The following is a 23,838-nucleotide window of genomic DNA, read 5'->3' on the forward strand; positions in this document are numbered from 1 at the left end:
ACCTTGAATCAAATCTAGGAAATCTTTATGAACTCACCTGTAAAATTGGTCATTTTCGATTGGGATGGCACTTTATTTGATTCAGTCGGTCAAATCGTGGCGAGTTTGCAGTTTGCCGCACAGCAGTTTCAGCAGCCGTTAACGGATGCAGATGCGAAAAGTATTATTGGACTGGGTTTACCTGAAGTTGCACAGCGTTTATTCCCGACAGTACCAGAATTACATACGGATATTTTGCAGGCTTATTCCGATCATTATGTTGCCAACTCATCAGGAGATTCCTGGTTTGAAGGGGTGGCGCATATGCTTGCGGATTTGCAGCAACACGGCGTGAAATTGGCTGTGGCGACGGGTAAAAGCCGTAAAGGTCTGGATCGTGTCTTGAAGCAGACCAACAGTGAGCAGCTGTTTGTGACCACGCGTGCTGCCAGTGAAACCCGTTCCAAACCAGATCCACTCATGTTAGAAGAAATACTGGCAGAAACAGGTGTGCAGGCCAAACATGCGCTTATGGTCGGTGACACTTCTTATGATCTGGAAATGGCACAAAATATGGCCATGCCAAGTGTCGGTGTCAGCTATGGCGTGCATGAACCTGAGCTTTTGGCGCAATTCAATCCGGTCTGTATCGTGGATGATGTGACCGCTTTACATGCGGCATTGTTGGCTAAAGTCCAATGGAAACAAGTGATTTAATATATTATCTTGGTTACAGTAAAAAATGGTATTTCCCCGGTTTAAAACTGCCGGGGAGCGCTACAGATTTAAGCATTTGCTCTTATCTTTTAGTCTAAAGTCACAATTATGTTGATTTTATTCGGTCGGATTAGCAGAGTTTTTCTGCTAAATGATGATGTATTTTAAATACTAAGATTTTGTTTTGTCTTGGTTTTTATGGATTTTCTTTATAGATAATAGCTATAGCAAAAAATAAAATAACTATTGGCATAAAAGCCGTATTTTTCCCATTCTAAAACTGTTTATTCCTATGCTCGCTCTGAGAAAGGTAATCCTGACGGATTATCGGCCTGATCATGTCCATATTTTCTGTCCATCTTAGATCTCAGCATAAGCCTAATTTTTGCAGTTTAAGGAAACATTGATGTCGAATTCTGCTGTTGTTGAATCAGTTGCACAAGCCCTTCGTAGCGCTGAATTATCACAAACTGCGATCGCGCCGATTCGCCCAGAACTGGGTGGTGAAAGTGCTGACGTAGATATTGCCTATGCCGTTCAAGAAGTGAATACCGAGCGCGCTTTGTCTGAAGGTCGCCGTCTGGTCGGCCGTAAAATTGGTTTAACCTCTAAAGTGGTTCAAGCGCAACTCGGCGTAGATCAGCCTGACTTCGGCATGTTGTTTGCTGATATGGCCTATGGCGATGGTGAAGTAATTCCTGCAGGTCTGCTGATTCAACCTAAGGTTGAAGCGGAAATCGCATTGGTGATTAACCAGGATTTGACCAAAGAAAAACATACCTATGCTGACATCATCAGTGCCACTGACTATGCCCTGCCTGCAGTTGAAGTGGTCGATAGCCGGATCGAAAACTGGAAAATCAGTTTAATTGATACAGTTGCAGATAACGCATCTTCCGCAGCATTCGTTTTAGGTTCTCAACCTGTAAAACTTGAAAACCTTGATCTGGTGAACTGCAAAATGGTCATGACCCGTGGTGACGAAGTTGTGTCTCAAGGTGTGGGTAAAGCATGTCTGGCCAATCCACTCAATGCTGCAGTTTGGCTGGCAGATGAAATGGTACGCCGTGGTCGTCCATTACTTGCAGGCGACATTATCTTAACAGGTGCCTTAGGGCCTATGGTTGTGGCTCAACCAGGCGATGAATTCAAAGTTGAAATTGAAGGCTTCGGTTCTGTTACAGCTGCATTTGCTGCTGAATAATCGAGATTCCAAGAGAGTACATTCATGAAAAAGATTAAATGTGCAATGATCGGTCCAGGTAATATTGGTACGGATTTGCTTTACAAGTTACAACGCAGCGAATGGTTAGAGCCAGTGTGGATGGTGGGGATTGACCCGACCTCTGAAGGTCTGGCACGTGCTGCAAAAATGGGTTTAAAAACCACCGCTGAAGGTGTGGATGGTCTTCTGCCTCACGTGATTGCAGATGATATTAAAATTGCATTCGATGCAACGTCTGCTTATGTACATGCTGAAAACAGCCGCAAGCTCAATGAACTTGGCGTACTGATGATTGACTTAACGCCTGCTGCGATCGGTCCATTCTGTGTACCACCGGTCAACCTTGAAGCATTGCTTGCGGGTGGCGAAGTACCAAACGTAAACATGGTCACCTGTGGTGGTCAGGCAACGATTCCGATGGTGGCTGCAGTTTCTCGCGTTCAACCGGTTGAATATGGTGAGATCATTGCAACGGTATCGACTAAATCAGTAGGTCCAGGTACACGTAAAAACATTGATGAATTTACCCGTACCACTGCCGGTGCCATTGAGAAAGTGGGCGGCGCGAAACAGGGTAAAGCGATTATCATCATCAACCCGGCTGAGCCACCACTGATGATGCGTGACACAGTTCACTGTCTGGTAGAAGGTGAGCCAGATCAAGCTGCGATCACTGAATCTGTACACGCAATGATTAAAGAAGTTCAAAAATATGTACCGGGTTACAAGCTTGTCAATGGTCCAGTTTTTGATGGCAACCGCGTGTCAATTTACTTAGAAGTTGAAGGGCTTGGTGATTTCCTGCCGAAATATGCGGGTAACCTTGACATCATGACTGCTGCTGCAGCACGTACTGCAGAGATGTTTGCAGAACACGTATTCAATAAAGACGCTTAAGGAGCAACCACATGTCTAAGATTATTGTTCATGATATGACTTTGCGTGATGGTATGCACCCACAGCGCCATCAAACCACTGTTGAGCAAATGATTGCGATTTCAACAGCACTTGATGATGCAGGCGTACCTTTAATTGAAGTCACGCACGGTGACGGCCTTGGCGGTTCATCCGTCAACTACGGTTTTGCTGCTGCGACTGACGAAGAATATTTAACAGCTGTTGTACCACGTATGAAGAATGCAAAAATTTCTGCATTACTTCTACCTGGGATCGGTACGGTTGACCATTTAAAAATGGCGCATGAAATTGGTGTTTCTACTATTCGTGTTGCAACGCACTGTACAGAAGCGGATTGCTCAGAACAGCACATCACTGCTGCGCGTAAGTTAGACATGGACACAGTGGGCTTCCTAATGCTTGCTCACATGGCGACTCCTGAAAAACTGCTTGAAGAAGCAAACAAGATGGTGTCTTACGGTGCAAACTGTATCTATGTCACTGACTCAGCAGGCTATATGCTTCCTCAAGATGTCATCGATCGTGTTGGTCATTTACGTCAACACTTGGACCCAAGCATTGAGCTCGGTTTCCACGGTCACCATAACTTGGGTATGGGTGTATCGAATACGGTTGCTGCGGTACAAGCCGGTGCAGTACGTGTTGACTTGGCATCTGCAGGTTTGGGTGCGGGTGCGGGTAATACACCACTTGAGTTGTTCATTGCGGTTGCAAACCGTATGGGCATGGACACTGGCGTTGACTTGTTCAAAGTACAAGACGTTGCTGAAGATCTGGTCATTCCAATGATGCACAACCCGATCCGTGCCGATCGTGATGCAGCAACTTTGGGTTATGCGGGTGTGTATTCTTCATTCCTGCTGTTTGCTAAACGCGCTGAAGCAAAATATGGCGTTTCTGCACGTGAAATCCTGATGGAGCTTGGTCGTCGTGGTACGGTCGGTGGTCAGGAAGACATGATTGAAGATTTAGCATTAACCATGTCTAAAGCGCGTGAGTTACAAGCTTAACTTTTAATCGCTCAGTATTAAAATAAGTTTGATAAAAAAGCATCCAAATTGGGTGCTTTTTTATTTTAAATGAGACTGATTAATATATTAAAACTCTGGGGTGAGATGTTTTAGTGATAATATTGTAGGGCGATTACTTTGGCTTTATATTTTCCTTAAACATAAAAACGATAAATAAAAAATGGCTGCTGAAAGATTTTAAAAAATTTACTCTTATTAATAGAAGAAACAAAAGTTTGAATTAAATATCTGGTCAATTTTTTATTTTAATTAATCGTTTTAAAATCTAAGCGATTGGTTGCTTGAGGAGAGGTCTGAAATATCGGCCGATGAAAGCAGAAAATCTTAATACTGTGGTCGGATTTTTTATTTAAATCAACTTGCGCATGATGGCGACATAGATTTTATCTGTTAAATGGGGAACTCATGATGCGTCGTCAAAACTTATGGATAGCAATGTTTGCTGCGATAGCAACTTTAGGAACAACTGCAGCGAATGCAGATTTTATTGACGACAGTAATGTGCAATTAAAATTTAAAAATTTCTATTTAGATCGCCAGTATCAAGATGATGCTTCATCACGTAACTGGGGTTCTTGGTCACAAGGGGTGACTCTGGATGCCAAGTCGGGTTATCACGATATCGGTGGTGGTGTGCAGGTCGGTGCAGATCTTCTTATTCAGCATGCGTTCCGTTTGAATGGTCGTGATAATAATCCTGACTGGGTTTTACCGCATGAAGGACCAGGCAAAGGGCAAAAAGATAATTTTGGTAAAGTTGGTGCGACCTTAAAAGCCAAAGTGTCACAAACTGAACTGAAAGTCGGCGAGTTATTGCCGGTATCTCCAGTCTTGGTATTCGATCCATCGCGTCAGTTATTGACGACGTATAGTGGTGCCTGGTTAGAGTCTAAAGACCTTAAAGATACCAAGTTAACTCTTGCGTATATTGATGGCATTAATAACCGTTATGACAACCAGTTCCGCGACTTAACTAAATTTGCTCCACCAAGTTTCTATGATACGGGTGCTGAAGCGGATGGTATGTACATTGCGGGTATTGATCACCAATTTACACCTGAGATTGGTGCAAGCTACTGGTATGCCGATGTACAAGATATTTATACCCAGCAATATGTTGGTGCAAACTATAAAACCAAGTTAGGTGAAAAAGCCAAACTTGATAGCCATGTACGTTACTTCGATAACTCAGATTCGGGTGACAAATTATATGGTGAGATCGACAACCAGGCATTATCGGTAGCTGCAAAAATCAATCATGGTACGCATACGGTCGGTGTGGGTTACCAGCAAATGTTTGGTGATAGCGCATTCCCGACATTGGGTGGCTGGGTGCCACAGCCTTATTTGGCAAACTGGGGAGTCGCAACTTTCACAGCGCCGGAAGAAAAGTCATGGCATGTGTCTTATGGTTATGACTTTTCTGAAGTCGGCTTGAAGGGACTAAATGCAACAGCGATTTATTTCAAAGGCTATGATCAGCAAGGTACCGGAGCATATCAAGGTCAGAACTTCAATACGGATGAAGTGAATGCAATCGTCAATTACACTGTGCCAGAAGGTAAATTAAAAGGTTTAGGCGTACAGGGCATGTATATTGATGTGAATTTTGCAAATCCAGCAAAACCAGACCTTCAGGAATACCGTGTAGCAACCACTTATACCTATAAGTTCTAATTCTGCTGCCTTGATCAAGAGCGCTATCCGGTGTAGCGCTGTTTTTCTATCTGCACATAAACTAAATCCTGAAAATAAATAAGGATTTTGATATTAAAATAACCATATAAAACATAAACTTAAATTATATTTATTTTGTAGTGTGCAATCGTAATTTTGTATCAGTTGACCCGTCTTGAGCGGTTAAGATAAGGATGTAAAAAAGTCATTTTAATGAGTCAACTTGACGTCGAATTCTTGAAAAGAGAGGGACACGCAAGCGAAAGACTGTAAGAGGAAGTAATATGAGCACTGTTCAAATCCCTGACTATCAAACAGATCCGTTCTTTGGCTTGGAAGACAAATGGATTGAAACTGCTGAAGGTGAGTTGACCCATTACCACGAAATTGGTGAAGGTACACCAATTCTATTTTTACACGGTTCAGGTACAGGTGTATCTGCTGCTGCTAACTGGTGGTTGAACCTACCTCAAATTGGTGAACAAGCACGTTGTATCGCAATCGACACGATTGGTTATGGTCAAACTGTTGTTGCACCGAATACTGCGTATGGTATCCGAGCTTGGGTTGATCACGCCGTGCGTACGTTAGATGCACTTGGTATTGAAAAAACTTGGTTAGTGGGTAACTCACTTGGTGGTTGGTTAGCATTCCAAATGGCGCTTGACTATCCAGAGCGTATTTTGGGTATCGTTTCTATGGGTACAGGTGGTGCGAAACAAACTGCAGCACTTAAAGCACATGCAAACCCAGTATTAACTGAAGAAGGGATCAAGAAAACTTTGTCTATGTTTGTTGTAAACAAAGACTTGATTACTGATGAATTAGTAAAAGTACGTTTCGCTTCTGCTGCAAATGACTATGCATCAAATCGTTTGATGGATGTAGTTGGCGCACGTGACCGTGACCGTTTCGAATTCCCGCTTGATTTCGAAAAAATGAAAGATATTACTGTGCCAGTGTTATTGATTCATGGTACGCAAGACGTGGTCATTCCAGTATCACGTACTTGGGACATCCTGAATGTGGTTCCAAATGCTGATGCGCACATCTTCAGCCAATGTGGTCACTGGTCTCAAGTTGAGAAAGCAGACGAATTCAATACTGTGATCAAAAACTATCTTGCTGTTCACGGCGTAAAATAATTTTACCGTGTTTTAAAAAGGGATGGCTTCGGTCATCCTTTTTTTGTGGGCAAAATATTGAACAGAATGTATTTAAGTGCATATGATTCTCATTTGTATAGGTTGATGTAAAAATCTAATTATTTTTAGCAAGTTATTAAATTTAAGCCGAGAAAAAACTGACTTAACTTTTATTAGACTTAAGTTGTAAATGAAGGGAGTTTAGGGTGAAAAACAGGCAGTATTAGCCTAGATCAGGCGACCAATTAAGGAGCTACAGATTGATCCTTTATCAAAAAATAGAATTTAAAATAAATTTTTTAGCAAAAAATGATAAAACAAAAAAGCACATGCCACTCAAAAGTTGAATGGCATATGCTTGATCGGGGATGGAGCGGCATTAGTCCTGTTCGTCGCGGTTAATGTCCAGATAAAACACCCGGGTTAATAGCTCAAGGAATTTGGTTACCGCATAGGATTTGTTGTTTTTGTGGTAACTGACATACAGATCCAGATATGGCAGTTCCACGTCCAGAGGGCGAATTACGGTATTGTCCATGGTCAGCGGTACAATATAGCCCGGTAATATGGTGCAGCCCAAGCCAATACCAATCGAGTTGATATTGAACAGGATGTTATCCGCTTTCTGTACGATGTTGAGCTCAACATTATTGGCTTTGGCAAAGTCCAGAATGGCATGATGCAAAGTATGTGACTGCTCTGCTGATGGAATAATAAAATCAATACCATTCAATGCTTTAACTGGAATTCTCTCGTATTTTGCCAATGGGTGATCTTTAGGTAATATAAAAATCAAAGGCTCACGAATCACAAACTGGCTTTCAATTTCATCACTATTGAAGTTATGACGGGTAAAAGTCAGATCCAGATCGCCTTTTTTCAACAGACGCATTTGTTCATTATTGTTCAGGCTGAGCAATTCAATTTTTAAATCCGGATTTTGCACACGCAGATTTGGCAAGATATACGGGAAGATTTTCATCTCGGCCACCGGAACAAAACCAATCCGTAGCATTTGCTGCTTGGCTTGTGACACCTGACGTGCCATGGCAACGGCCTTGTCTGCTTGTGCCAGGGTCAGGCGCGCCTGTTCCAGAAATACGGCACCTTCTTCGGTCAGCTCCACTTTACGTTTGGTTCGGTTGAGTAGCTTGACGCCGACATCTTCTTCCAGGTCTTTGATTTGCTGGCTAAGTGAGGGTTGAGCCGTATAAAGTTTAAGTGCTGCCTTACTAAAGTTCAGTTCTTCAGCAACGGTGATAAAGTAGCGAAGGTGTCGTAATTCCATGTCATCAGCCCGAAGAGTAATCCAAAAAATGTCTTACTATAATTTCATAGAAGTATAATCTATAAACAACTATGTCGTGAAGGTTATTTTGATATTTAGAAAGTAAATACTCTTGAGATATTTATTAATGTTTTAATATCAGAACAAGCACGTGGAATAATTGCTTAAAGCTATTAATTGAAACAAAAAAAATATTTCCCCAAAATCAATCCAAAATCCATTATCCATTCGAATTGAGTCTATTTACTTTGTGCCTTGATGGGTCACAGGAGAGCTTTTCATGAGTGGAAAAATTGATGTGCGTGAAATCGACGCTTTAGTCGATGCACAAAATGGGCGTATCACTCCATCTATCTATACAGATCCAGATATTTACGAATTAGAACTTGAACGCGTTTTTGGCCGTACTTGGTTGTTCCTTTGTCATGAAAGCCAGATTCCAAAGGCGGGTGACTTCTTCAATACCTATATGGGTGAAGATCCGATCATCGTGGCACGTCAAAAAGATGGCTCAATCAAAGCATTCTTAAACCAGTGCCGTCACCGTTCTATGCGTGTGAGTTTCGCAGACTGTGGTAATACCCGTGCATTCACTTGCCCATACCACGGCTGGTCTTATGGCATTGACGGTTCTTTAAAAGACATTCCGCTTGAAGAACGTGCTTACCCACAAGGTGCATGTAAAGAGCAATGGGGCTTGGTCGAAGTGAATCGTGTCAAGTCTTACAAAGGCCTGGTATTCGCTTGTTGGGATGAAACCACACCTGATCTTGAAGAATACATGGGCGATATCGCTTGGTATCTAGATGGTGTACTTGACCGTCGTCCAGGCGGTACAGAAATCATCGGTGGTGTACACAAATGGGAAATCGAGTGTAACTGGAAATTTGCAGCGGAACAGTTTGCATCTGACCAGTATCATGCCTTGTTCTCTCATGCATCTGCGATCCAAGTCCTTGGCGCAAAACCAGATGATGAAGCATCGAAAAAACTTGGTGCTGCACAAACGGCTCGTCCAGTCTGGGAAACGGCTAAAGATGCACTTCAGTACGGTTCACGTGGTCACGGTTCAGGTTTCTTCTTTACAGAGAAACCAGATGCAAACGTATGGGTCGACGGTGAAGTAGCCAACTACTTCCGCGAAACTTATGAAGAAGTGAAAGAGCGTTTAGGTGAAGTCCGTGCCCTGCGTCTTGCAGGTCATAACAGCATGTTCCCGACCTTGTCTTGGTTGAACGGTACGGCAACGCTTCGTGTATGGCACCCACGTGGTCCAAACAAAACTGAAGTATGGGCATTCTGTATTGCGGATGCTGAAGCATCACAAGAAGTGAAAGAAGCATTTGAACGTTCTGCAACGCGTGCTTTCGGTCCAGCTGGTTTCCTAGAGCAAGATGACTCTGAAAACTGGATCGAAATCCAGAAAGTTTTACGTGGTTATAAAGCCCGTCAAAACAAACTCATTATGGAAATGGGTAAAGGCAACGAGAAAATCCGTGAAGACGGTATTCCGGGGATCACCAACTATATTTTCTCTGAAACTGCAGCACGTGGCATGTACCGCCGCTGGGCAGATTTATTGATCCATGAAAAATGGGAAGACGTTGAAGCAGCAGCTGACGCATACGAGAAGGAGCTTATGAAATGAGTCAAGTGAGTTTAGAACTTCATCATCAAATCAGTCAGTTCCTGTATCGCGAAGCAAAATTGCTGGACGACTGGAAATTCCGCGATTGGTTGGATACCTTGGCTGAAGATATTTCTTATACGCTACGTACCACACCAAACGCGCAAACCCGTGACCGTCGCCGTTCAGTTGAGCCACCGACGACTTGGGTATTCAACGATACCAAAGACCTTTTAGAGCGTCGTGTCGCACGTCTTGAAACCGGTATGGCTTGGGCTGAAGAGCCTCCATCACGTACCACTCACATGGTGAGCAACGTGATCGTAGAGCCAGCTGAAGTTGAAGGCGAATACGACGTATATGTAACCTATTTGCTATATCGTACGCAAAAAGAGAAAGACATTGTCATTTACTGCGGTAAACGCCATGACAAGATCCGTAAAGTTGAAGGCGGCCTCGGCTTCCAGATCTTCAACCGTAAGATCATGCTGGATCAAGCGACCTATAGCTCACATAACCTGAGTGTATTCTTCTAATGAATAAGATTTTTGTTTGCCAAGTTGACGAATTAGACGAAGGCGAAGCGCTAAAAGTAGATTGCGGCGTGAATGGTATTGATGCATTGGCAGTATTCAATAACGGTGGTGAGTTCTTCGCAATGAACGACCGCTGTTCACACGGCAATGCGTCTATGTCTGAAGGTTATCTGGAAGACGACGGTACAGTGGAATGTCCACTTCATGCTGCACGTTTCTGTTTGAAAACAGGTGAGGCACTTTGCTTGCCAGCAACTGATCCAATTCAAACATTCCCGGTAGTGGTTGAAGACGGCGCATTATATGTAGAGATGGCAGGAGAGTAATCATGGGTTGGCTACAAGGCGAAGTTGCACTTATTACCGGTGGTGGTTCAGGCTTAGGCTGGGCGCTAGTGGAACGTTTCCTGGAAGAAGGTGCACAAGTTGCCGTTCTTCAACGTTCAAAAGCAAAAGTGGAGGCATTAAACGAACACTTTGGCGGTAAAGTTCTTGCGATTGAAGGCGATGTAGCCAGCTATGCAGACAACGTTCGTGCAGTGAATGCCACTGTAGAGCGTTTCGGCAAACTCGACTGTTTCGTCGGCAATGCCGGGATCTGGGATCATTATGCCGATATCGTCAATACCTCTGGTGAGCAGCTGGAAAAAGCCTTTGACGAGATTATGGGGATTAATACCAAGTCGCTCATTCTCGGCGCGAAGGCTGCACTGGATGCATTGATCGCTTCTGAAGGTTCTATCATATTTACTTTGTCTAATTCGGCACTGTACTCCGCTGGCGGAGGCCCTGTATATACTGCATCTAAGCATGCAGGAGTGGGTATTATGAAAGAATTGGCCTATGAGCTTGCGCCTAAAGTACGAGTGAATGCGGTTGCACCGTCAGGTATGAATGTGAATATCAAAGGCGCAGCGTCGCTCGGTCAGGAAAATATTGGCCTGCTCGATGCACGTGATCCTGAGAAAATTGCACGTGGTATGCCATTGAATTTCTTGCCTGAACCGGAAGATATGACAGGTTCATACGTACTCTTGGCATCTCGTCAAAATAACCGTCCTTTGACTGGCGTTCTGATCAATGCAGAATGCGGTCTGGGAATTCGTGGCTTACGTCAGCCCCGTGCCGGTTTCTTTGACGAATAAAAATCTGCTTTTAAAAATCTCCCCTTACCCCTCTTTATAAAAGAGGGGGAAAGAATCTCCCTCCTTTTAAAGGAAGGATGGGGAGGATTTAAGTCTTCCTTTTTGGAGTCTCTCATGGCCGTTAAACTTATTTGTGCATCGCACAGTCCTTTAATGGAATTTGCTTCACCACAGGAAAAGCGTAAAGAACAAGCCGTTCGTGATGCTTTTGAAAAACTCTCTGCTGAAGTAAAAGCTTACGACCCAACCCTGATTATCACCTTTGGTCCTGACCATTTTAATGGTTTCTTCTATGACCTGATGCCAAGTTTCTGTGTCGGTATTCGTGCCAAAGCTGCGGGTGACTGGGATTATGGTAAAGACAATGATCACATTGATGTACCTGAAGACAAAGCATTAGGTTTGGTTCGACGTGTACTCGATGAAGGTGTCGACGTTGCATATTCTTACCGTATGCAGGCGGATCATGGGGTGACTCAGCCATTGCACTTCCTGTGTGACGGCAAACTCGATCGTTATCCAACGATTCCAATTTTTATTAATGGCGCTGCAGCACCGATGCCAACCCCCAAGCGTACCATTGCTTTGGGCCGTGCTGTAGGTCAGTTTATTAAATCTTTAAACCTTGAAAATGAGCGTGTCCTTGTTTTAGGTACAGGTGGTCTGTCGCATGATCCACCCACACCGCAAATGGGTTCGGTTCCACCACAAGTAGAAGAATTCCTGATTGCAGGTCGTAATCCAACGCCTGAAGCACGTGAAGCACGTCAGGGCAAAGTCATTGCAGTCGGTCAGAAACTGGCAGCAGGCGATACTTCGGTTGCAGTTCCTTTAAATGCTGAATGGGATCGTGCACTACTTGAAACCTTCAAGAACGCTGATTTCGCGACCTTAGAAGCCATGACAGAAGATGAAATTCGTCGTGACGGCGGTCGTGGTGGTCAGGAAGTCCGTTCCTGGATGGCCGCATTTGCAGCCTTAAGCGAAATGGGTGAATACGACATGACAACACACTGCTATGAAGATATCAGTGAATGGATTGCGGGCTTCGGCATCGTATCTGCAGAGTTAAAAGGTTAATTGACATGAGCAACATCGAAACCATCGTAATTGTAGGGGCTGGCCAGGCAGGTGCAAGCGCGATTTTAGAACTTCGTGGCAACAAGTACGCAGGTAAAATCATTCTGATTGGTGATGAAACGCATCTTCCTTATGAGCGTCCGCCACTGTCGAAAGATGTGATTCTAAAACCTGAGGACACCAAGATTGAAATTCTGTCAGCAGAAAAACTGGCTGATCTTGGCGTGACCACCATTCGTGGCAATGGCGTGACTCAAATCAACGCGACCGCGAAAACGGTTGAACTTCAAAATGGTGATGTTGTTGCTTATGACAAATTGCTTCTCGCAACAGGCGGTGCCGCGCGCCGTCTGCCAAACTTCGATGCGTTAGGCAAACATGTTTATACCTTGCGTAACCTTGAAGACTCACAGGCATTGGTTCCTGTATTGCAAGCAGGTCAACGTATCCTGCTGATTGGTGGTGGTGTCATTGGTCTTGAACTGGCATCCTCTGCGCGTTACAAAGACTGTCAGGTGACTGTGATCGAAATGGGTCCGATGGTCATGGGCCGTTGTTCGCCACAAGTCCTGAGCGAATTCCTGCTTGAACAACACCGTCTGGCAGGCGTAGATGTTCGCTTAAATACTCAAGTTGCAGCTTGCCGTTTAGATGGTGAAGAAATTGTGGTGACTTTAGCTGATGGCGAAGAGTTACGTGCTGATGCTGTAGTTTATGGAATCGGAATTGTGCCAAACGCACAGCTTGCCATTGCAGCCGGTTTAGATGCTGATCTAGCGATCAAGGTCAATGAAAACTGCCAGACTTCAAATGCCGATATTTATGCAGCAGGCGATGTCGCGACACAACTTCGTGAAGACGGCGAATTCCGCCGTGTCGAGACTTGGGAAAATGCCAATCTTCAGGCAGGCATTTTTGCGCGTCATGTCATGGGTGTCGAACATCCAAAAGCCAATCCGGCCTGGTTCTGGACCGATCAGCTCAATATCAACTTCCAGTTTGTCGGTGATATGGCAGCGACCCAATGGCTGGTTCGTGGTGACATGGATGCAGCCAAAGGCGCAGACAATTCATTTGTGATGTATGGTGTGACCGATGGTCAAATCGTTGCCGGTATTACCGTCAATGCGGCCAAAGAAATGCGTCATCTGAAAAAAATGATCAGCAAGAATACGGCTTTTGAAGCTGAAAAACATTTGGATCTGGCACAAGACTTACGCAAAATTGCTTAAGTTGTATTGAGATATCTTGGAACAGACCTATGTTTTGCATAGGTCTGTTTTTTTATATTGATCGAATACTCTCTATATGATCACTACCTCAAGTTTCAGTTTTGGTTTGTATTACTTTGCGTAGGTAATGCCTCACTTTTGAGAGATGAGCCATACATGGCGCAAGGTGACAAAAATCTTTTTCTAAACTGAGGATATGTCCATATATCCCAGTTTAGCGGCGGCATCCATGCCGCAATCAGTATTGTCGATTGTGGATTTGAACGAGAAGTTAGTTCAACTCTTTCTGATTAACTTTAATTGAGTCTTTTATGAATTCAAATTCATCTCCCATGCTGGTGACGGCAAGTATTTATGCTTTACTGGTGCTGATTTGGGCCGCAACGCCTTTGGCGATTGTCTGGAGCGTGGCCGAGATTCACCCGATGTGGGTACTGATCATTCGCTATTTTGGCGCATCGATTATTGCGCTATTCCTGCTAAAAATCATGCGTGATCCTTTGCCTTTTGACAGCACCTCAATGAAAAGCTATCTGGCCGGCAGTCTGAATTTAATCGGTGCACAGCTGTTTATTTATCTGGCAGCCAATTATCTGACCTCAGGTCTGATGGCCCTGATTTTTGGTTTTTCGCCGCTGATTGCCGGTCTGATCGGGCATGTGATCTTAAAAACTCATCAGTTAGTGTGGCTGCAATGGTCGGGTATGGCTGTTGCCATTGCCGGACTGAGTTTTGTATTTTTAGATTCGGCAGACAGCAAGGTGAATCCTTGGGGTGTGGTGCTGATGCTGATCAGTATGGTGTCCTATATCAGTTCAATCTTCTGGGTCAAACAGATCAACGCACCTTTAAGCCCAATGTCACAAGCGACAGGTTCATTGCTGCTATCAGCAGCCGGTTCACTGCTCTTGATTCCATTTATCTGGCAGCATATGCCGACCCAGTTGCCTAGCACACAGGCGCTGATCGGGTTTGTATTTACCATGATCATGTCCTCGATTGTGGCGATGCTGTGTTATTTCTGGCTGATTCGGCGTTTAAATGCTTCAACAGTATCTTTGAGTAATGTCATGACGCCAGTCATCGCACTGGTACTTGGTGCGACTCTGAATCATGAAATCATCAGCAGTCATGCCTTTGCAGGAATTGCCGTGGTGATGTTCGGCATCATTATGTACTTTTGGAAAGAGTGGCGTGAGCAATACTTTTCCAAGCACTAAATCTGTAGCAAATCAAAAGGGCGAAAGCCCTTTTTTATGCTTTAAATCTTTTAGAGGAATGAAGTTTATGGATACATCCGTTCACAAGAGTTTAAGCAAGTTTATTTAGCAGATTGGCCAAATGTTAAAAATATTAGATGTCATCGTCCGCACCCTCAATCGTTGCATAACTCAGGCGTGCACGATCAAATCAGCACACATTATGAGGATAAAATTTTGGCTGGAATCAGCAGAGTAGGGCTTGGTATGATTTTGTATTTTTTAAAAAACTGTATGCATCATGTTTTTCTCGACAGTACCCATAGTCCGGCCAGCCAGCAGGCTATCAGAGCGCTATTTTTTTGCTAAAATAACAAAAACATACATGATTGTCTGTGATGGATTTCATACTATACTCAAGTGCGCCTGTTTTTAGTTTGTATGCTCATTAAAAGATGCATCGCCTGACCATTTCAAGCGGTTGCTGTCTTGCATATAGCGAATAATAAATAGTGGATGTTTATGCAAGATCTTCTCAAAACTAAAAAATTTCAGTTAACCACGGAGTCCAGCTGGAAACATCTCTGGTCTAAGCCGGTATTTGAGTATCTGCATTCAGATCATTTCAATGGACAACAGTTTCGTAATCTCGAGCATCCTGCTCGGGCGCACAGTCGTTTTGACTTATATAAATGGCTCATTACCCGAAAATCCAAAAACTGGAATATCAATCTCGATGCAGAACGTGCCGAGTTTTTTGCGCGACCGCGTGCATTGCCACAGCAGCGTCCCGATGCGCCTTTAGATGACTGGCAAATCTGGTTTATTGGTCACGCCACTGTGCTCATTCAAATCGGGCCTTATAATTTCCTGACCGATCCGGTCTGGGCTGAATATGCCAGTCCTTCTGCATCCACTGGCCCGCAGCGGGTCATTCCTGCCGGTATTGCGCTAGATGAACTGCCACATATTGATGCTGTGCTGCTCAGCCATAACCACTATGATCATATGGATCTGGCCACACTGGAATGGTTGCATAGCACATTTGAAATGCCAATTTATACCGGACTGGGCAATGCCTGGTATTTGCCAAAGCACTATACCGTGCATGAGATGGACTGGTGGGAAAATGCATTTTTTGAAGAAATCCGCATTGTCTATACGCCGGCACAGCATGCCTCGGGGCGCGGTATGCGTGATCAGAATTGTGCTTTGTGGGGTGGCTTTTCCTTATTGCATGGTCAGGAACATTGTTTCTTTGCCGGAGATAGTGGTTATGCCTCGCATTTTAAAGAGGTTCGCAAGCGTCTGGGTGCGCCCCGAATTGCCTTGCTGCCCATCGGTGCCTATGAGCCGCGTGCACTGATGCGTGCGATTCATATGAATCCGGAAGATGCATTTCATGCACATCAGGACTTGCAGGCCAAATGCTCACTGGCGATTCATTACCGTACTTTCCAGCTTACTGATGAAGATCGGGATGCGCCAGAGCATGAATTGCATGAAATTATCAAACATTCTTCCAAGCTGATTAATCCGTTTTACTGCGTACATGAAGGCAAACGGATTATTGTCTAATGGCTTCACGCTGTTCTTGCTTGATGAGTTGAATGGCAAGCACAGAAAGCATCAGCTAAACAGCATTTCACCTATGCCAGAAAATCCAACCAAGACTTTGGCCATTACCCGCTCAAAGCCCAGGTTTTGCCAGATTGTGATTTCAGCAGGGGACTGAAATAGTATTTTTGGAATCAGTCCTTGATAGAATCAGCGCATTGCCAAGCTTAGCTGAATGGTGCGAAGCGCTTGGGTGAAAACGGGCTCAGAATTCACGAATAGCATTTTCCAGAAAATGGTGTTTATTTTCGCTAGATGGAATCAGGCAATAATCAGTTTTACCAAATAGCTGATAGCGCTTTAAAGCAATCCCACGATACAGAAAGTCGCGGATAAAACGCGGTACTAAATAGCCTGTACTCATTACATTAAACGGAAAACCGAGATGCTGCATGACTTTTAACAGGGCAGTGGATTCGGTATAAAGTGTGCCAGCTTGGATGACGAGCATCGTGCTGTAATGTGCAGTGGACATCTGGTAATGCTCGAGCAGGGCAACATCTAAAGGGGATTGGGCAGAAACCAGTTTAAACTGTATCTTGTTATCGTATTTAATCAAGAAACGTGCCCAGCCATTACAGATCACACAAACAGCATCAAATAAAATGATGTCGTGTTGTTGAATAATGTCTTCAATATTCGCATGCATTGTTGTATTTCTTTTTGTGCTGACTTGCTTCTATAGTGCTTGATGCCGCAATAAAAAACCACCCGAAGGTGGTTTTTTATATATCGCTAAGGCAGCTTAAAGCAAGCTGGCTAAGCCTTTGGCTGGATCGGTTTCACGAGCAGCCTGTGCATCTGCCACTGTCATGCCGAGTGCTTGTGCTACGCCTTCGCCATAGGCCGGATCGCAACTATAACAATTGCGGATGTGACGGTATTTAATGAAATCTAGTGCATCACCCATCGCGCCAGCCGTGTTATTAAACAAGGCCTGCTTTTGTTCATCATTCATCAGGTTGAACAGGGCACGTGGCTGGCTGAAGTAATCGTTATCATCTTCACGGAAATCCCAGAAATCGGCAGCACCGGTGATTTTTAGTGGTGGCTCTCTGAATTCCGGTTGCTCCTGCCATTGGCTGAAACTGTTCGGCTCATAATGTGGCAAGGAACCGTAGTTGCCATCCATACGACCCTGACCATCACGACGGTTAGAATTGACCGGACAGCGTGCAGCATTGACCGGAACCTGTGAGTGATTCACGCCGACACGGTAACGCGCGGCATCGGCATAGTTAAATAAACGTGCTTGTAACATCCGGTCCGGCGAGTAGCTGATGCCCGGTACCAGATTGCTGGGTGCAAAAGCAGCCTGTTCCACATCCTGGAAATAGTTTTCCGGATTGCGGTTCAGTTCAAATTCACCCACTTCAATCAGTGGATATTCACCCTTCGGCCAGACTTTGGTCAGGTCAAATGGATGATATGGTACTTGTTCTGCCTCAAGTTCTGGCATGATTTGTACGAACAGGGTCCATTTCGGGAAGTCCCCACGTTCAATCGCATTGTACAGGTCAGTCTGGCTGCTTTCGCGGTCACGACCAACCAGTTCTGCTGCCTCGGCATCGGTCAGGTTTTGAATGCCTTGTTGCGTGCGGAAATGGAATTTCACCCAGAAACGTTCATTGTTGGCATTGATGAAGCTGTAGGTATGGCTACCAAAACCATGCATGTGACGATAACCGACTGGAATACCACGATCTGACATGACAATGGTGACTTGGTGCAATGCTTCCGGCAGCAATGTCCAGAAATCCCAGTTATTGGTCGCATTACGCAAGTTGGTGCGTGGGTCGCGTTTTACTGCTTTATTCAGGTCAGGGAACTGGCGAGGGTCGCGGAAGAAGAATACTGGTGTGTTGTTACCAACCAAATCCCAGTTACCTTCTTCGGTATAGAATTTCAGGGCAAAACCACGAATATCACGTTCTGCATCGGCAGCACCACGTTCACCTGCGACGGTCGAGAAACGCGCAAACATTTCAGTTTTTTTGCCCACTTCAGAGAAGATTTTAGCGCGGGTATATTGGCTAATGTCATGGGTCACGGTAAATGTACCAAAAGCACCTGAACCTTTGGCATGCATACGGCGCTCAGGAATCACTTCGCGAACAAAGTTAGCCAGTTTTTCATTCAGCCATAAATCCTGAGCAAGTAATGGACCACGTGCACCTGCGGTCATACTGTTCTGGTTGTCGACCACAGGCGCACCCGCTTCAGTGGTCAGGTGGGTAACAGGGCATTTTTTAAAATCTTGGCTCATTTTTCCTCTCCAAGTTTTGAATATCTTGTAGCGTTTATCCAGTATTTATAAAATATTGAGTTATCTGCGAAGGGCATCAGGTTTTACTCTATTTTCAATATCTTGATATAAATACTGTTAGCGCACAAAGTGGAATTCACAGGATATAATTGAGTGATGTCACTCAAAAAATATTTTTAAAGTTAATAAAGTCTAAAATATTTAAAATTAAATGGTTACTTTTTAAAAGTAGCCGGTTTTCTACTCTTTGACAATATCAAATTCTCTATATTTTGGATAACTCAAATAATGAATCGGATTAAACGAAAATAACAATCTTTAAGTCCCTTATATGTTTTTATCAAAGGATCAAACTAATAGATGAATCGTGCTGTTTAAAATAAATCTTATAACTGATTTATTTTAAATGCTTTTTTTGATCAGGTTTTGTCTGTGTGAAAAACATCATAAAGTGCTGAATGTAATCAGCATGTTTTCCGGCTATAGTGCTCATTTTTGTATACAGAATATCCTGCTTAAATGGTCTTTATTTTTAAAAAAAGCATTGGCAAATATGCTTGAAAATTGTCCAAAATGGCGTATCATTATTTTCCCACTCGCGTGGAAACTCACTAAAATCTAGTTAAAAGGCGAAAGTACAACATGGCCAAGAAGAAAACAGTCGAGCATGTGGTGATCCATAATTTTGTGGCAAAACACATGCATGAAGTCAACAAAAGTCAGGTTTTTGTAGACCGAAAGAAAAATGCAAAACGTGGCTACAACAAGCACAGACAAGGGCGATATTCTATGGAAGATCGCCCTTTTTTAATGGCAGCTTAAGATCTGTAAGGTGGTTGAGGATGACGCGTTGGCTGTTTGGGGTTGGTTCCAAGTGGAGAGAGCGGGGCAACGGGGCGGTTGCTACGATTTTGTGTATTTTGAGTGGAGCGCCGCGATGAATTTGTTGGCTCATCTCGTATAAAATCATTAAATAATTGATTCAGTCTTCCCTGATTTGGCTGTCCATAATGTGCAGGGTGAGGTTCAGTTCTGGCCTGCTGAAAACTGGCAAATTGATCTTTTTGCTGACGATAGAGTTTGGCCGCTATCACAGAGGGATCATTTCGGCCTAAACGCCGTCGCTGGGATACTGAAATTTCGATGCCCAATAGAGGGGACATTTTAGGCCGATCGGCATAGCCGCTGGCAGGACGTGTATAAGATGAACCGGAATAATCCGCATTTTTCCGGGCCCGCAAGGCAGGTGCAATAATAACAATATAGAACACCGCAATGAGCATGAACAGGATAACCAGAAATTCCATAACCACCTCTACACTCGTCGAGGGACTGGAAAAGTCCCGGATTAGGCACTCACCATACGCGTGGCTGATTTCACCATATCACCCAAACCATGGGTTCTGAAATAATATTCCAGCCAGCTTTTTACCATCAGTGGATTGTCCATTTTTAACACATGCTGTAGCAATTCCTGTGCATCACTCATCGGCACGTGACAAATGGTTTTACGTACCTTCAGGATATTACTCGAACTCATTGACAGGGTATTAAAGCCCATGGCCATGAGCAAAACCGCAGACAGCGGATCACCTGCCATTTCACCGCAGATACTGACCGGTTTTTCATTACGATGACAGTCTTGCACCAGACGGGTCAGGGCACGCAGTACGGCAGGATGTAAATGTGAATAGACATTGGCAACCCGCGGATTATTGCGATCGACTGCCAAAAGATATTGAGTCAAATCGTTAGAGCCAACCGAGAAGAAATCGACCAGTTCGGAAAACTCATCAATCTGATGCAGCACACTCGGCACTTCCACCATGATGCCGAGTTTTGGCTTGTTCACTTTGACCTGTTCTTCTTCCTGAATCGCCGCATGATCACGTTCCAGTAAATAGAGGGCTTCTTCAACCTCACTGACACTGGTCACCATCGGCAACAGAATATGCAGGTTATTCAGTCCGATACTGGCTTTAAGCATGGCGCGAATTTGTGAAGAAAAAATTTCTGGATGGTCCAGGGTAAAACGAATGCCACGCCAGCCCAGTGCCGAATTTTCTTCTTCAATCGAGAAATACGGCAGGTCTTTGTCTGCCCCAATGTCCAGGGTACGCATCACTACCGGTTTATTGGCAAAGTGAGTGAGTTGCTGGCGATAAATCGCGCGCTGTTCTTCTTCACCCGGGAAGCGGTCGCGTAGCATAAATGGAATTTCAGAACGGTATAAACCAACGCCTTTGGCACCACGTTGCACGCCACGGACCACATCGATCATCAGGCCGGTGTTGACGTATAGTTTTACCGCTACCCCATCTGGGGTAATCGCATCTTTGGTTTCGTACTGACGCAGATCTTTGGCGATCTGTTCTTCTTCTTTTTGAATTTCTTTATAGCGACTGCGCAAACGCCGTGGCGGATTGATGAAGACCCGGCCTTGATGCGCATCAACGATCATTTCTACATCATCCAGGGTATTAATTGGCAGTTCAGTCACACCGACCACAGTCGGAATGCCGAGGGCACGTGCCACAATTACCATATGCGAGTTCATGGCACCTTCAGTGGTGACAATCGCAGCAATTTTATCCACTGGCAGTTCAACCAGAGCTGCAGTGGAAATCTCTTCCCCTATCAGAATACTCTCATCGGTCAGCTCACGATGACTGGCATCAGCTTCCTGTAAACGCGCCAGAATACGGCGGCCCAAGTCTTTTAAGTCTGCCACCCGTTCACGTAAATAATCATCCTGCATCTGGGCAAACTGTGCCACATGACTATCAATCACGATGCGCACTGCACCCTGTGCCCAATGGCCTTCGCGAATGAGCGCCTTGATTTCTGCCGGCAGGGCATTTTCATCCAGCATCCGCAAGAATACGCTAAAGAGGGCGCGTTCTTCGGCCATCAGCGCATCCTGCATCTTGTCATCGAGCGACTGGATTTCTTCACGGACGGAGTTGAGGGCGCTGTCTAATAATTGTAGTTCTTCGCTGATGTCATCGGCTTCACGATCGGGAACGGCGGCCAGATCTGCTGGCGGGTAGAGAATCACGGCACGACCCAGGGCAATCCCGCCTGAACCGGACACACCCTGAAAGGTTTTATAGGCAGGCAGGTTATTTGGCTTGCGGAAGACATCAATATTGCCCACCGCATGGGCATGGGCAATCACGCCAGAGAGCTGCGCGCACAGTGTGACCAGAAATGATTCGGCGGCTTCAGAGAAATCCTGAGATTCTTTATTCTGAACCACCAGCACACCCATGACCTTACGGCGGTACATCACCGGGACGCCCAGAAAAGAGTTATACAGCTCTTCACCGGTTTCAGGCAGGAACAGGAAGCGTTCATGTTTGGGTGCATTGTCCAGATTGACAATTTCTTCACGCTGGCCGACCAGACCCACCAAACCTTCGCCAGTCTGTAACGATACGTGACCTACGGACTCAGCCTTCAGGCCCTTGGAAGCCATCAGCAGATAACGCTGGTTACGTTCATCCAGAAGGTAAATAGAGCAGACATCGACATGCATGGCGTCTGCGACATGCTTGACCATGATATCGAGGGATTCATGCAAACTGGCAGATGCATTGATCTCTTGAACAATACGTCTCAACGTGTCCAGTTGCATATTCGACATAAGGTCTGCTCCGTCTATTCAGAATTTCAGTGATATGTTTATTTATAACAATAGCCGACCAAAAAATCTGCATGATTTATGCGATTTTTTAAGGTTTTTGCTGGGGCAGCTGCTGACACAACTCCACCAGAGCTTTGCGATAAACATCACGTTTGAAATTCACGACTTGACCTAATGGATACCAGTAACTGACCCATTGCCATTGATCAAATTCCGGCGGATCAGACAGATTCAACTGAATATGCTGAACGGGGGCCGTGAGTTTGAGTAAAAACCACTTTTGTTTTTGACCGATGCACACCGGATCGGAGTCCGGTCGTATGTATCGATGCGGCAAACGATAGCGCAACCAGCCTTTGGTTTGCGCGATGATCTGGACGTGTTCGGGCAATAAGCCAACTTCTTCTCTCAGCTCACGATAGAGTGCCTGCTCAGGGGTTTCTCCATATTGGATACCTCCTTGTGGAAATTGCCATGCATTATGACCAATGCGTTTTGCCCATAAAACTTGTCCAGCATCGTTTGCCAAAATGATCCCGACATTTGGTCGGAAACCCTCAGAGTCGATCATTTGGCTACCTAAAAATTGTTTAATTTATACCTTTGCCATCGGGGAGCGTTATTTCTTTATCCAACTCGAAAAAAGCAAAGTTTAAAAATGTTAAAATTGCTATGATCTTAACGAATTTCTATCGACTAGCGGAGATAGATTTACAATTTTTTTCTTAAATTTCAGTTTTTACGAGTATTTTCATGAAATTGGCGCTATTTGATCTCGATCACACCTTGTTAAACACGGATTCGGATCATTCTTGGGGAGAGTTTCTGGTCAGCGAGGGCCTGGTCGATCCGGTGCAGCATCGTGCCATGAATGACAAGTTCTATGACGACTATAAAAAAGGTCAGTTAGACCCCTATGCCTATAATGAATTTGTGTTCCAGTTTCTGACCCAACATGAGCATGCTTATTTAACCGAGTTGCACCAGCTGTTTATGCAAAAGGTGATTCGCCCGCAAATGCGTCCAGAAGGTTTTAAGGCCATTCAACGGCATAAAGACGCCGGTCATGCTCTGGTCGGGATTACCGCGACTTCGGATTTTATTACTGCACCAATTTTTCGTGAATTCGGCATTACTGAAATTATTGCCACCAATGCTGAAGTACTCGATGGCAAATATACCGGAAAAGTGATCAATACCGCGTGTTATCAACAAGGCAAGCTGGTGCGTCTGGAACAGTGGCTGCAAGGTCGTGATGTGACCGAGTCTTGGGCCTATTCAGATTCGATTAATGACCGTTTCTTGCTGGAATATGCCGATCATGCCATTGCAGTGAATCCGGATGACCGCCTTGAAGTTTTAGCCAAAGCGCAGGGCTGGAATATACAGGACTGGTCGATTTAACTGATTGCATTTTATCCATCTGATTGATCCAGCACAACTTCGGTTGTGCTTTTTTATCTGCCCGAATTCAATGTAAGTGTTAATGTTTTTTCACAGTCCGCTTGCCT

At 44.6% G+C, this 23,838-nt stretch carries 22 protein-coding genes and 1 pseudogene; 16 read left to right on the plus strand and 7 right to left on the minus strand.

What is annotated here, in order from left to right; genetic code table 11:
• Nucleotides 1–27: 27 nt before the first annotated feature.
• The 6 genes from FTU87_RS04390 (at nucleotide 28) to FTU87_RS04415 (ending at nucleotide 6,692) form a co-directional block, all read left to right on the plus strand.
• Complete coding sequence (locus tag FTU87_RS04390) at nucleotides 28–696, plus strand: HAD-IA family hydrolase (RefSeq protein ID WP_180096724.1); 669 nt, start codon at nucleotides 28–30, stop codon at nucleotides 694–696.
• Between the two features lie 406 nt (nucleotides 697–1,102).
• On the plus strand, nucleotides 1,103–1,900 hold the full coding sequence (locus FTU87_RS04395) for a 2-keto-4-pentenoate hydratase (protein WP_005172886.1): 798 nt from the start codon (nucleotides 1,103–1,105) through the stop codon (nucleotides 1,898–1,900).
• A gap of 24 nt (nucleotides 1,901–1,924) precedes the next feature.
• Nucleotides 1,925–2,818: an acetaldehyde dehydrogenase (acetylating) gene (locus FTU87_RS04400; RefSeq protein WP_004278526.1), complete on the plus strand. Its 894-nt coding sequence runs from the start codon at nucleotides 1,925–1,927 to the stop codon at nucleotides 2,816–2,818.
• An 11-nt stretch (nucleotides 2,819–2,829) separates the two neighbouring features.
• Nucleotides 2,830–3,849 carry a 4-hydroxy-2-oxovalerate aldolase gene (gene dmpG / locus FTU87_RS04405; protein ID WP_004278525.1) on the plus strand — a complete coding sequence of 340 codons (1,020 nt, stop codon included), beginning with the start codon at nucleotides 2,830–2,832 and terminating at the stop codon, nucleotides 3,847–3,849.
• A 429-nt stretch (nucleotides 3,850–4,278) separates the two neighbouring features.
• Complete coding sequence (locus tag FTU87_RS04410) at nucleotides 4,279–5,547, plus strand: OprD family outer membrane porin (RefSeq protein WP_100355836.1); 1,269 nt, start codon at nucleotides 4,279–4,281, stop codon at nucleotides 5,545–5,547.
• A gap of 284 nt (nucleotides 5,548–5,831) precedes the next feature.
• Nucleotides 5,832–6,692: an alpha/beta fold hydrolase gene (locus FTU87_RS04415; protein WP_180096725.1), complete on the plus strand. Its 861-nt coding sequence runs from the start codon at nucleotides 5,832–5,834 to the stop codon at nucleotides 6,690–6,692.
• Nucleotides 6,693–7,071: 379 nt separating this feature from the next.
• On the opposite strand, the gene hcaR is transcribed toward FTU87_RS04415, so the two are convergent.
• The gene (hcaR, locus tag FTU87_RS04420; RefSeq protein ID WP_005172878.1) at nucleotides 7,072–7,980 is read right to left on the minus strand and encodes a DNA-binding transcriptional regulator HcaR; all 909 of its coding nucleotides are present in this window, start codon (nucleotides 7,978–7,980) and stop codon (nucleotides 7,072–7,074) included.
• 280 nt (nucleotides 7,981–8,260) lie between these two features.
• On the opposite strand from hcaR, the gene hcaE reads away from it, so the two are divergent.
• The 8 genes from hcaE to FTU87_RS04460 all read left to right on the plus strand — a co-directional run bounded on the left by hcaE (nucleotide 8,261) and on the right by FTU87_RS04460 (nucleotide 16,376).
• Nucleotides 8,261–9,628, plus strand: a complete 1,368-nt coding sequence (gene hcaE, locus FTU87_RS04425) for a 3-phenylpropionate/cinnamic acid dioxygenase subunit alpha (RefSeq protein ID WP_100329291.1) — start codon at nucleotides 8,261–8,263, stop codon at nucleotides 9,626–9,628.
• Nucleotides 9,625–10,143 (plus strand): 3-phenylpropionate/cinnamic acid dioxygenase subunit beta, encoded by a 519-nt coding sequence (gene hcaF / locus FTU87_RS04430; protein ID WP_005095432.1) that lies wholly within the window; start codon nucleotides 9,625–9,627, stop codon nucleotides 10,141–10,143. The genes hcaE and hcaF overlap by 4 nt, the downstream gene beginning before the upstream one ends.
• Nucleotides 10,143–10,469 carry a 3-phenylpropionate/cinnamic acid dioxygenase ferredoxin subunit gene (gene hcaC, locus FTU87_RS04435; protein WP_005095433.1) on the plus strand — a complete coding sequence of 109 codons (327 nt, stop codon included), beginning with the start codon at nucleotides 10,143–10,145 and terminating at the stop codon, nucleotides 10,467–10,469. Before hcaF ends, hcaC begins: the two co-directional genes overlap by 1 nt.
• A gap of 2 nt (nucleotides 10,470–10,471) precedes the next feature.
• Nucleotides 10,472–11,287, plus strand: a complete 816-nt coding sequence (hcaB, locus tag FTU87_RS04440; protein ID WP_180096726.1) for a 3-phenylpropionate-dihydrodiol/cinnamic acid-dihydrodiol dehydrogenase — start codon at nucleotides 10,472–10,474, stop codon at nucleotides 11,285–11,287.
• Nucleotides 11,288–11,401: 114 nt separating this feature from the next.
• Nucleotides 11,402–12,367, plus strand: coding sequence for a 3-carboxyethylcatechol 2,3-dioxygenase (locus FTU87_RS04445; RefSeq protein ID WP_074383973.1), 966 nt, complete (start codon nucleotides 11,402–11,404; stop codon nucleotides 12,365–12,367).
• Nucleotides 12,368–12,372: 5 nt separating this feature from the next.
• Nucleotides 12,373–13,599, plus strand: a complete 1,227-nt coding sequence (gene hcaD / locus FTU87_RS04450) for a 3-phenylpropionate/cinnamic acid dioxygenase ferredoxin--NAD(+) reductase subunit (RefSeq protein ID WP_180096727.1) — start codon at nucleotides 12,373–12,375, stop codon at nucleotides 13,597–13,599.
• A 311-nt stretch (nucleotides 13,600–13,910) separates the two neighbouring features.
• Nucleotides 13,911–14,819, plus strand: a complete 909-nt coding sequence (locus FTU87_RS04455; protein ID WP_180096728.1) for a DMT family transporter — start codon at nucleotides 13,911–13,913, stop codon at nucleotides 14,817–14,819.
• 501 nt (nucleotides 14,820–15,320) lie between these two features.
• Nucleotides 15,321–16,376, plus strand: a complete 1,056-nt coding sequence (locus tag FTU87_RS04460) for an MBL fold metallo-hydrolase (protein ID WP_074383975.1) — start codon at nucleotides 15,321–15,323, stop codon at nucleotides 16,374–16,376.
• A gap of 57 nt (nucleotides 16,377–16,433) precedes the next feature.
• On the opposite strand, the pseudogene FTU87_RS15285 reads toward FTU87_RS04460, so the two are convergent.
• The 3 genes and pseudogenes from FTU87_RS15285 to FTU87_RS04475 all read right to left on the minus strand — a co-directional run.
• Nucleotides 16,434–16,631: pseudogene (locus FTU87_RS15285) on the minus strand (DoxX-like family protein); the annotation flags it as partial.
• Nucleotides 16,621–17,064: a thiol-disulfide oxidoreductase DCC family protein gene (locus FTU87_RS04470; RefSeq protein ID WP_100357563.1), complete on the minus strand. Its 444-nt coding sequence runs from the start codon at nucleotides 17,062–17,064 to the stop codon at nucleotides 16,621–16,623. The gene FTU87_RS04470 and the pseudogene FTU87_RS15285, both read right to left, overlap by 11 nt.
• A 96-nt stretch (nucleotides 17,065–17,160) precedes the next feature.
• Complete coding sequence (locus tag FTU87_RS04475; RefSeq protein ID WP_180096729.1) at nucleotides 17,161–18,681, minus strand: catalase; 1,521 nt, start codon at nucleotides 18,679–18,681, stop codon at nucleotides 17,161–17,163.
• Between the two features lie 642 nt (nucleotides 18,682–19,323).
• On the opposite strand from FTU87_RS04475, the gene FTU87_RS04480 reads away from it, so the two are divergent.
• A complete protein-coding gene (locus FTU87_RS04480) occupies nucleotides 19,324–19,503 on the plus strand; it encodes a hypothetical protein (RefSeq protein ID WP_005095450.1) in 180 nt (59 codons plus the stop codon).
• Here FTU87_RS04480 and FTU87_RS04485 read toward each other — a convergent pair.
• The 3 genes from FTU87_RS04485 to FTU87_RS04495 all read right to left on the minus strand — a co-directional run bounded on the left by FTU87_RS04485 (nucleotide 19,500) and on the right by FTU87_RS04495 (nucleotide 22,898).
• Nucleotides 19,500–19,988: a hypothetical protein gene (locus FTU87_RS04485; RefSeq protein WP_180096730.1), complete on the minus strand. Its 489-nt coding sequence runs from the start codon at nucleotides 19,986–19,988 to the stop codon at nucleotides 19,500–19,502. The two genes, FTU87_RS04480 and FTU87_RS04485, sit on opposite strands and share 4 nt — an antisense overlap.
• A gap of 41 nt (nucleotides 19,989–20,029) precedes the next feature.
• Entirely contained in the window at nucleotides 20,030–22,327 is a 2,298-nt protein-coding gene (ptsP, locus tag FTU87_RS04490; RefSeq protein WP_005172856.1) for a phosphoenolpyruvate--protein phosphotransferase, read from the minus strand.
• 88 nt (nucleotides 22,328–22,415) lie between these two features.
• The gene (locus FTU87_RS04495; RefSeq protein WP_005095455.1) at nucleotides 22,416–22,898 is read right to left on the minus strand and encodes an RNA pyrophosphohydrolase; all 483 of its coding nucleotides are present in this window, start codon (nucleotides 22,896–22,898) and stop codon (nucleotides 22,416–22,418) included.
• Between the two features lie 182 nt (nucleotides 22,899–23,080).
• Here FTU87_RS04495 and FTU87_RS04500 point away from each other — a divergent pair, with 182 nt between their 5' ends.
• Nucleotides 23,081–23,731: an HAD family phosphatase gene (locus FTU87_RS04500; RefSeq protein ID WP_005095456.1), complete on the plus strand. Its 651-nt coding sequence runs from the start codon at nucleotides 23,081–23,083 to the stop codon at nucleotides 23,729–23,731.
• Nucleotides 23,732–23,838 lie beyond the last annotated feature (107 nt).

It is taken from the genome of Acinetobacter sp. YH12156 (assembly GCF_013418235.1).
Taxonomy (GTDB): domain Bacteria; phylum Pseudomonadota; class Gammaproteobacteria; order Pseudomonadales; family Moraxellaceae; genus Acinetobacter; species Acinetobacter pseudolwoffii.

Coding starts and splice junctions, on each gene's coding strand:
- FTU87_RS04390 (WP_180096724.1), top strand. CDS start 28: ATGAACTCACCTGTAAAATTGGTCATTTTCGATTGGGATGGCACTTTA.
- FTU87_RS04395 (WP_005172886.1), top strand. CDS start 1,103: ATGTCGAATTCTGCTGTTGTTGAATCAGTTGCACAAGCCCTTCGTAGC.
- FTU87_RS04400 (WP_004278526.1), top strand. CDS start 1,925: ATGAAAAAGATTAAATGTGCAATGATCGGTCCAGGTAATATTGGTACG.
- dmpG (WP_004278525.1), top strand. CDS start 2,830: ATGTCTAAGATTATTGTTCATGATATGACTTTGCGTGATGGTATGCAC.
- FTU87_RS04410 (WP_100355836.1), top strand. CDS start 4,279: ATGCGTCGTCAAAACTTATGGATAGCAATGTTTGCTGCGATAGCAACT.
- FTU87_RS04415 (WP_180096725.1), top strand. CDS start 5,832: ATGAGCACTGTTCAAATCCCTGACTATCAAACAGATCCGTTCTTTGGC.
- hcaR (WP_005172878.1), bottom strand. CDS start 7,980: ATGGAATTACGACACCTTCGCTACTTTATCACCGTTGCTGAAGAACTG.
- hcaE (WP_100329291.1), top strand. CDS start 8,261: ATGAGTGGAAAAATTGATGTGCGTGAAATCGACGCTTTAGTCGATGCA.
- hcaF (WP_005095432.1), top strand. CDS start 9,625: ATGAGTCAAGTGAGTTTAGAACTTCATCATCAAATCAGTCAGTTCCTG.
- hcaC (WP_005095433.1), top strand. CDS start 10,143: ATGAATAAGATTTTTGTTTGCCAAGTTGACGAATTAGACGAAGGCGAA.
- hcaB (WP_180096726.1), top strand. CDS start 10,472: ATGGGTTGGCTACAAGGCGAAGTTGCACTTATTACCGGTGGTGGTTCA.
- FTU87_RS04445 (WP_074383973.1), top strand. CDS start 11,402: ATGGCCGTTAAACTTATTTGTGCATCGCACAGTCCTTTAATGGAATTT.
- hcaD (WP_180096727.1), top strand. CDS start 12,373: ATGAGCAACATCGAAACCATCGTAATTGTAGGGGCTGGCCAGGCAGGT.
- FTU87_RS04455 (WP_180096728.1), top strand. CDS start 13,911: ATGAATTCAAATTCATCTCCCATGCTGGTGACGGCAAGTATTTATGCT.
- FTU87_RS04460 (WP_074383975.1), top strand. CDS start 15,321: ATGCAAGATCTTCTCAAAACTAAAAAATTTCAGTTAACCACGGAGTCC.
- FTU87_RS04470 (WP_100357563.1), bottom strand. CDS start 17,064: ATGCATGCGAATATTGAAGACATTATTCAACAACACGACATCATTTTA.
- FTU87_RS04475 (WP_180096729.1), bottom strand. CDS start 18,681: ATGAGCCAAGATTTTAAAAAATGCCCTGTTACCCACCTGACCACTGAA.
- FTU87_RS04480 (WP_005095450.1), top strand. CDS start 19,324: ATGGCCAAGAAGAAAACAGTCGAGCATGTGGTGATCCATAATTTTGTG.
- FTU87_RS04485 (WP_180096730.1), bottom strand. CDS start 19,988: ATGGAATTTCTGGTTATCCTGTTCATGCTCATTGCGGTGTTCTATATT.
- ptsP (WP_005172856.1), bottom strand. CDS start 22,327: ATGTCGAATATGCAACTGGACACGTTGAGACGTATTGTTCAAGAGATC.
- FTU87_RS04495 (WP_005095455.1), bottom strand. CDS start 22,898: ATGATCGACTCTGAGGGTTTCCGACCAAATGTCGGGATCATTTTGGCA.
- FTU87_RS04500 (WP_005095456.1), top strand. CDS start 23,081: ATGAAATTGGCGCTATTTGATCTCGATCACACCTTGTTAAACACGGAT.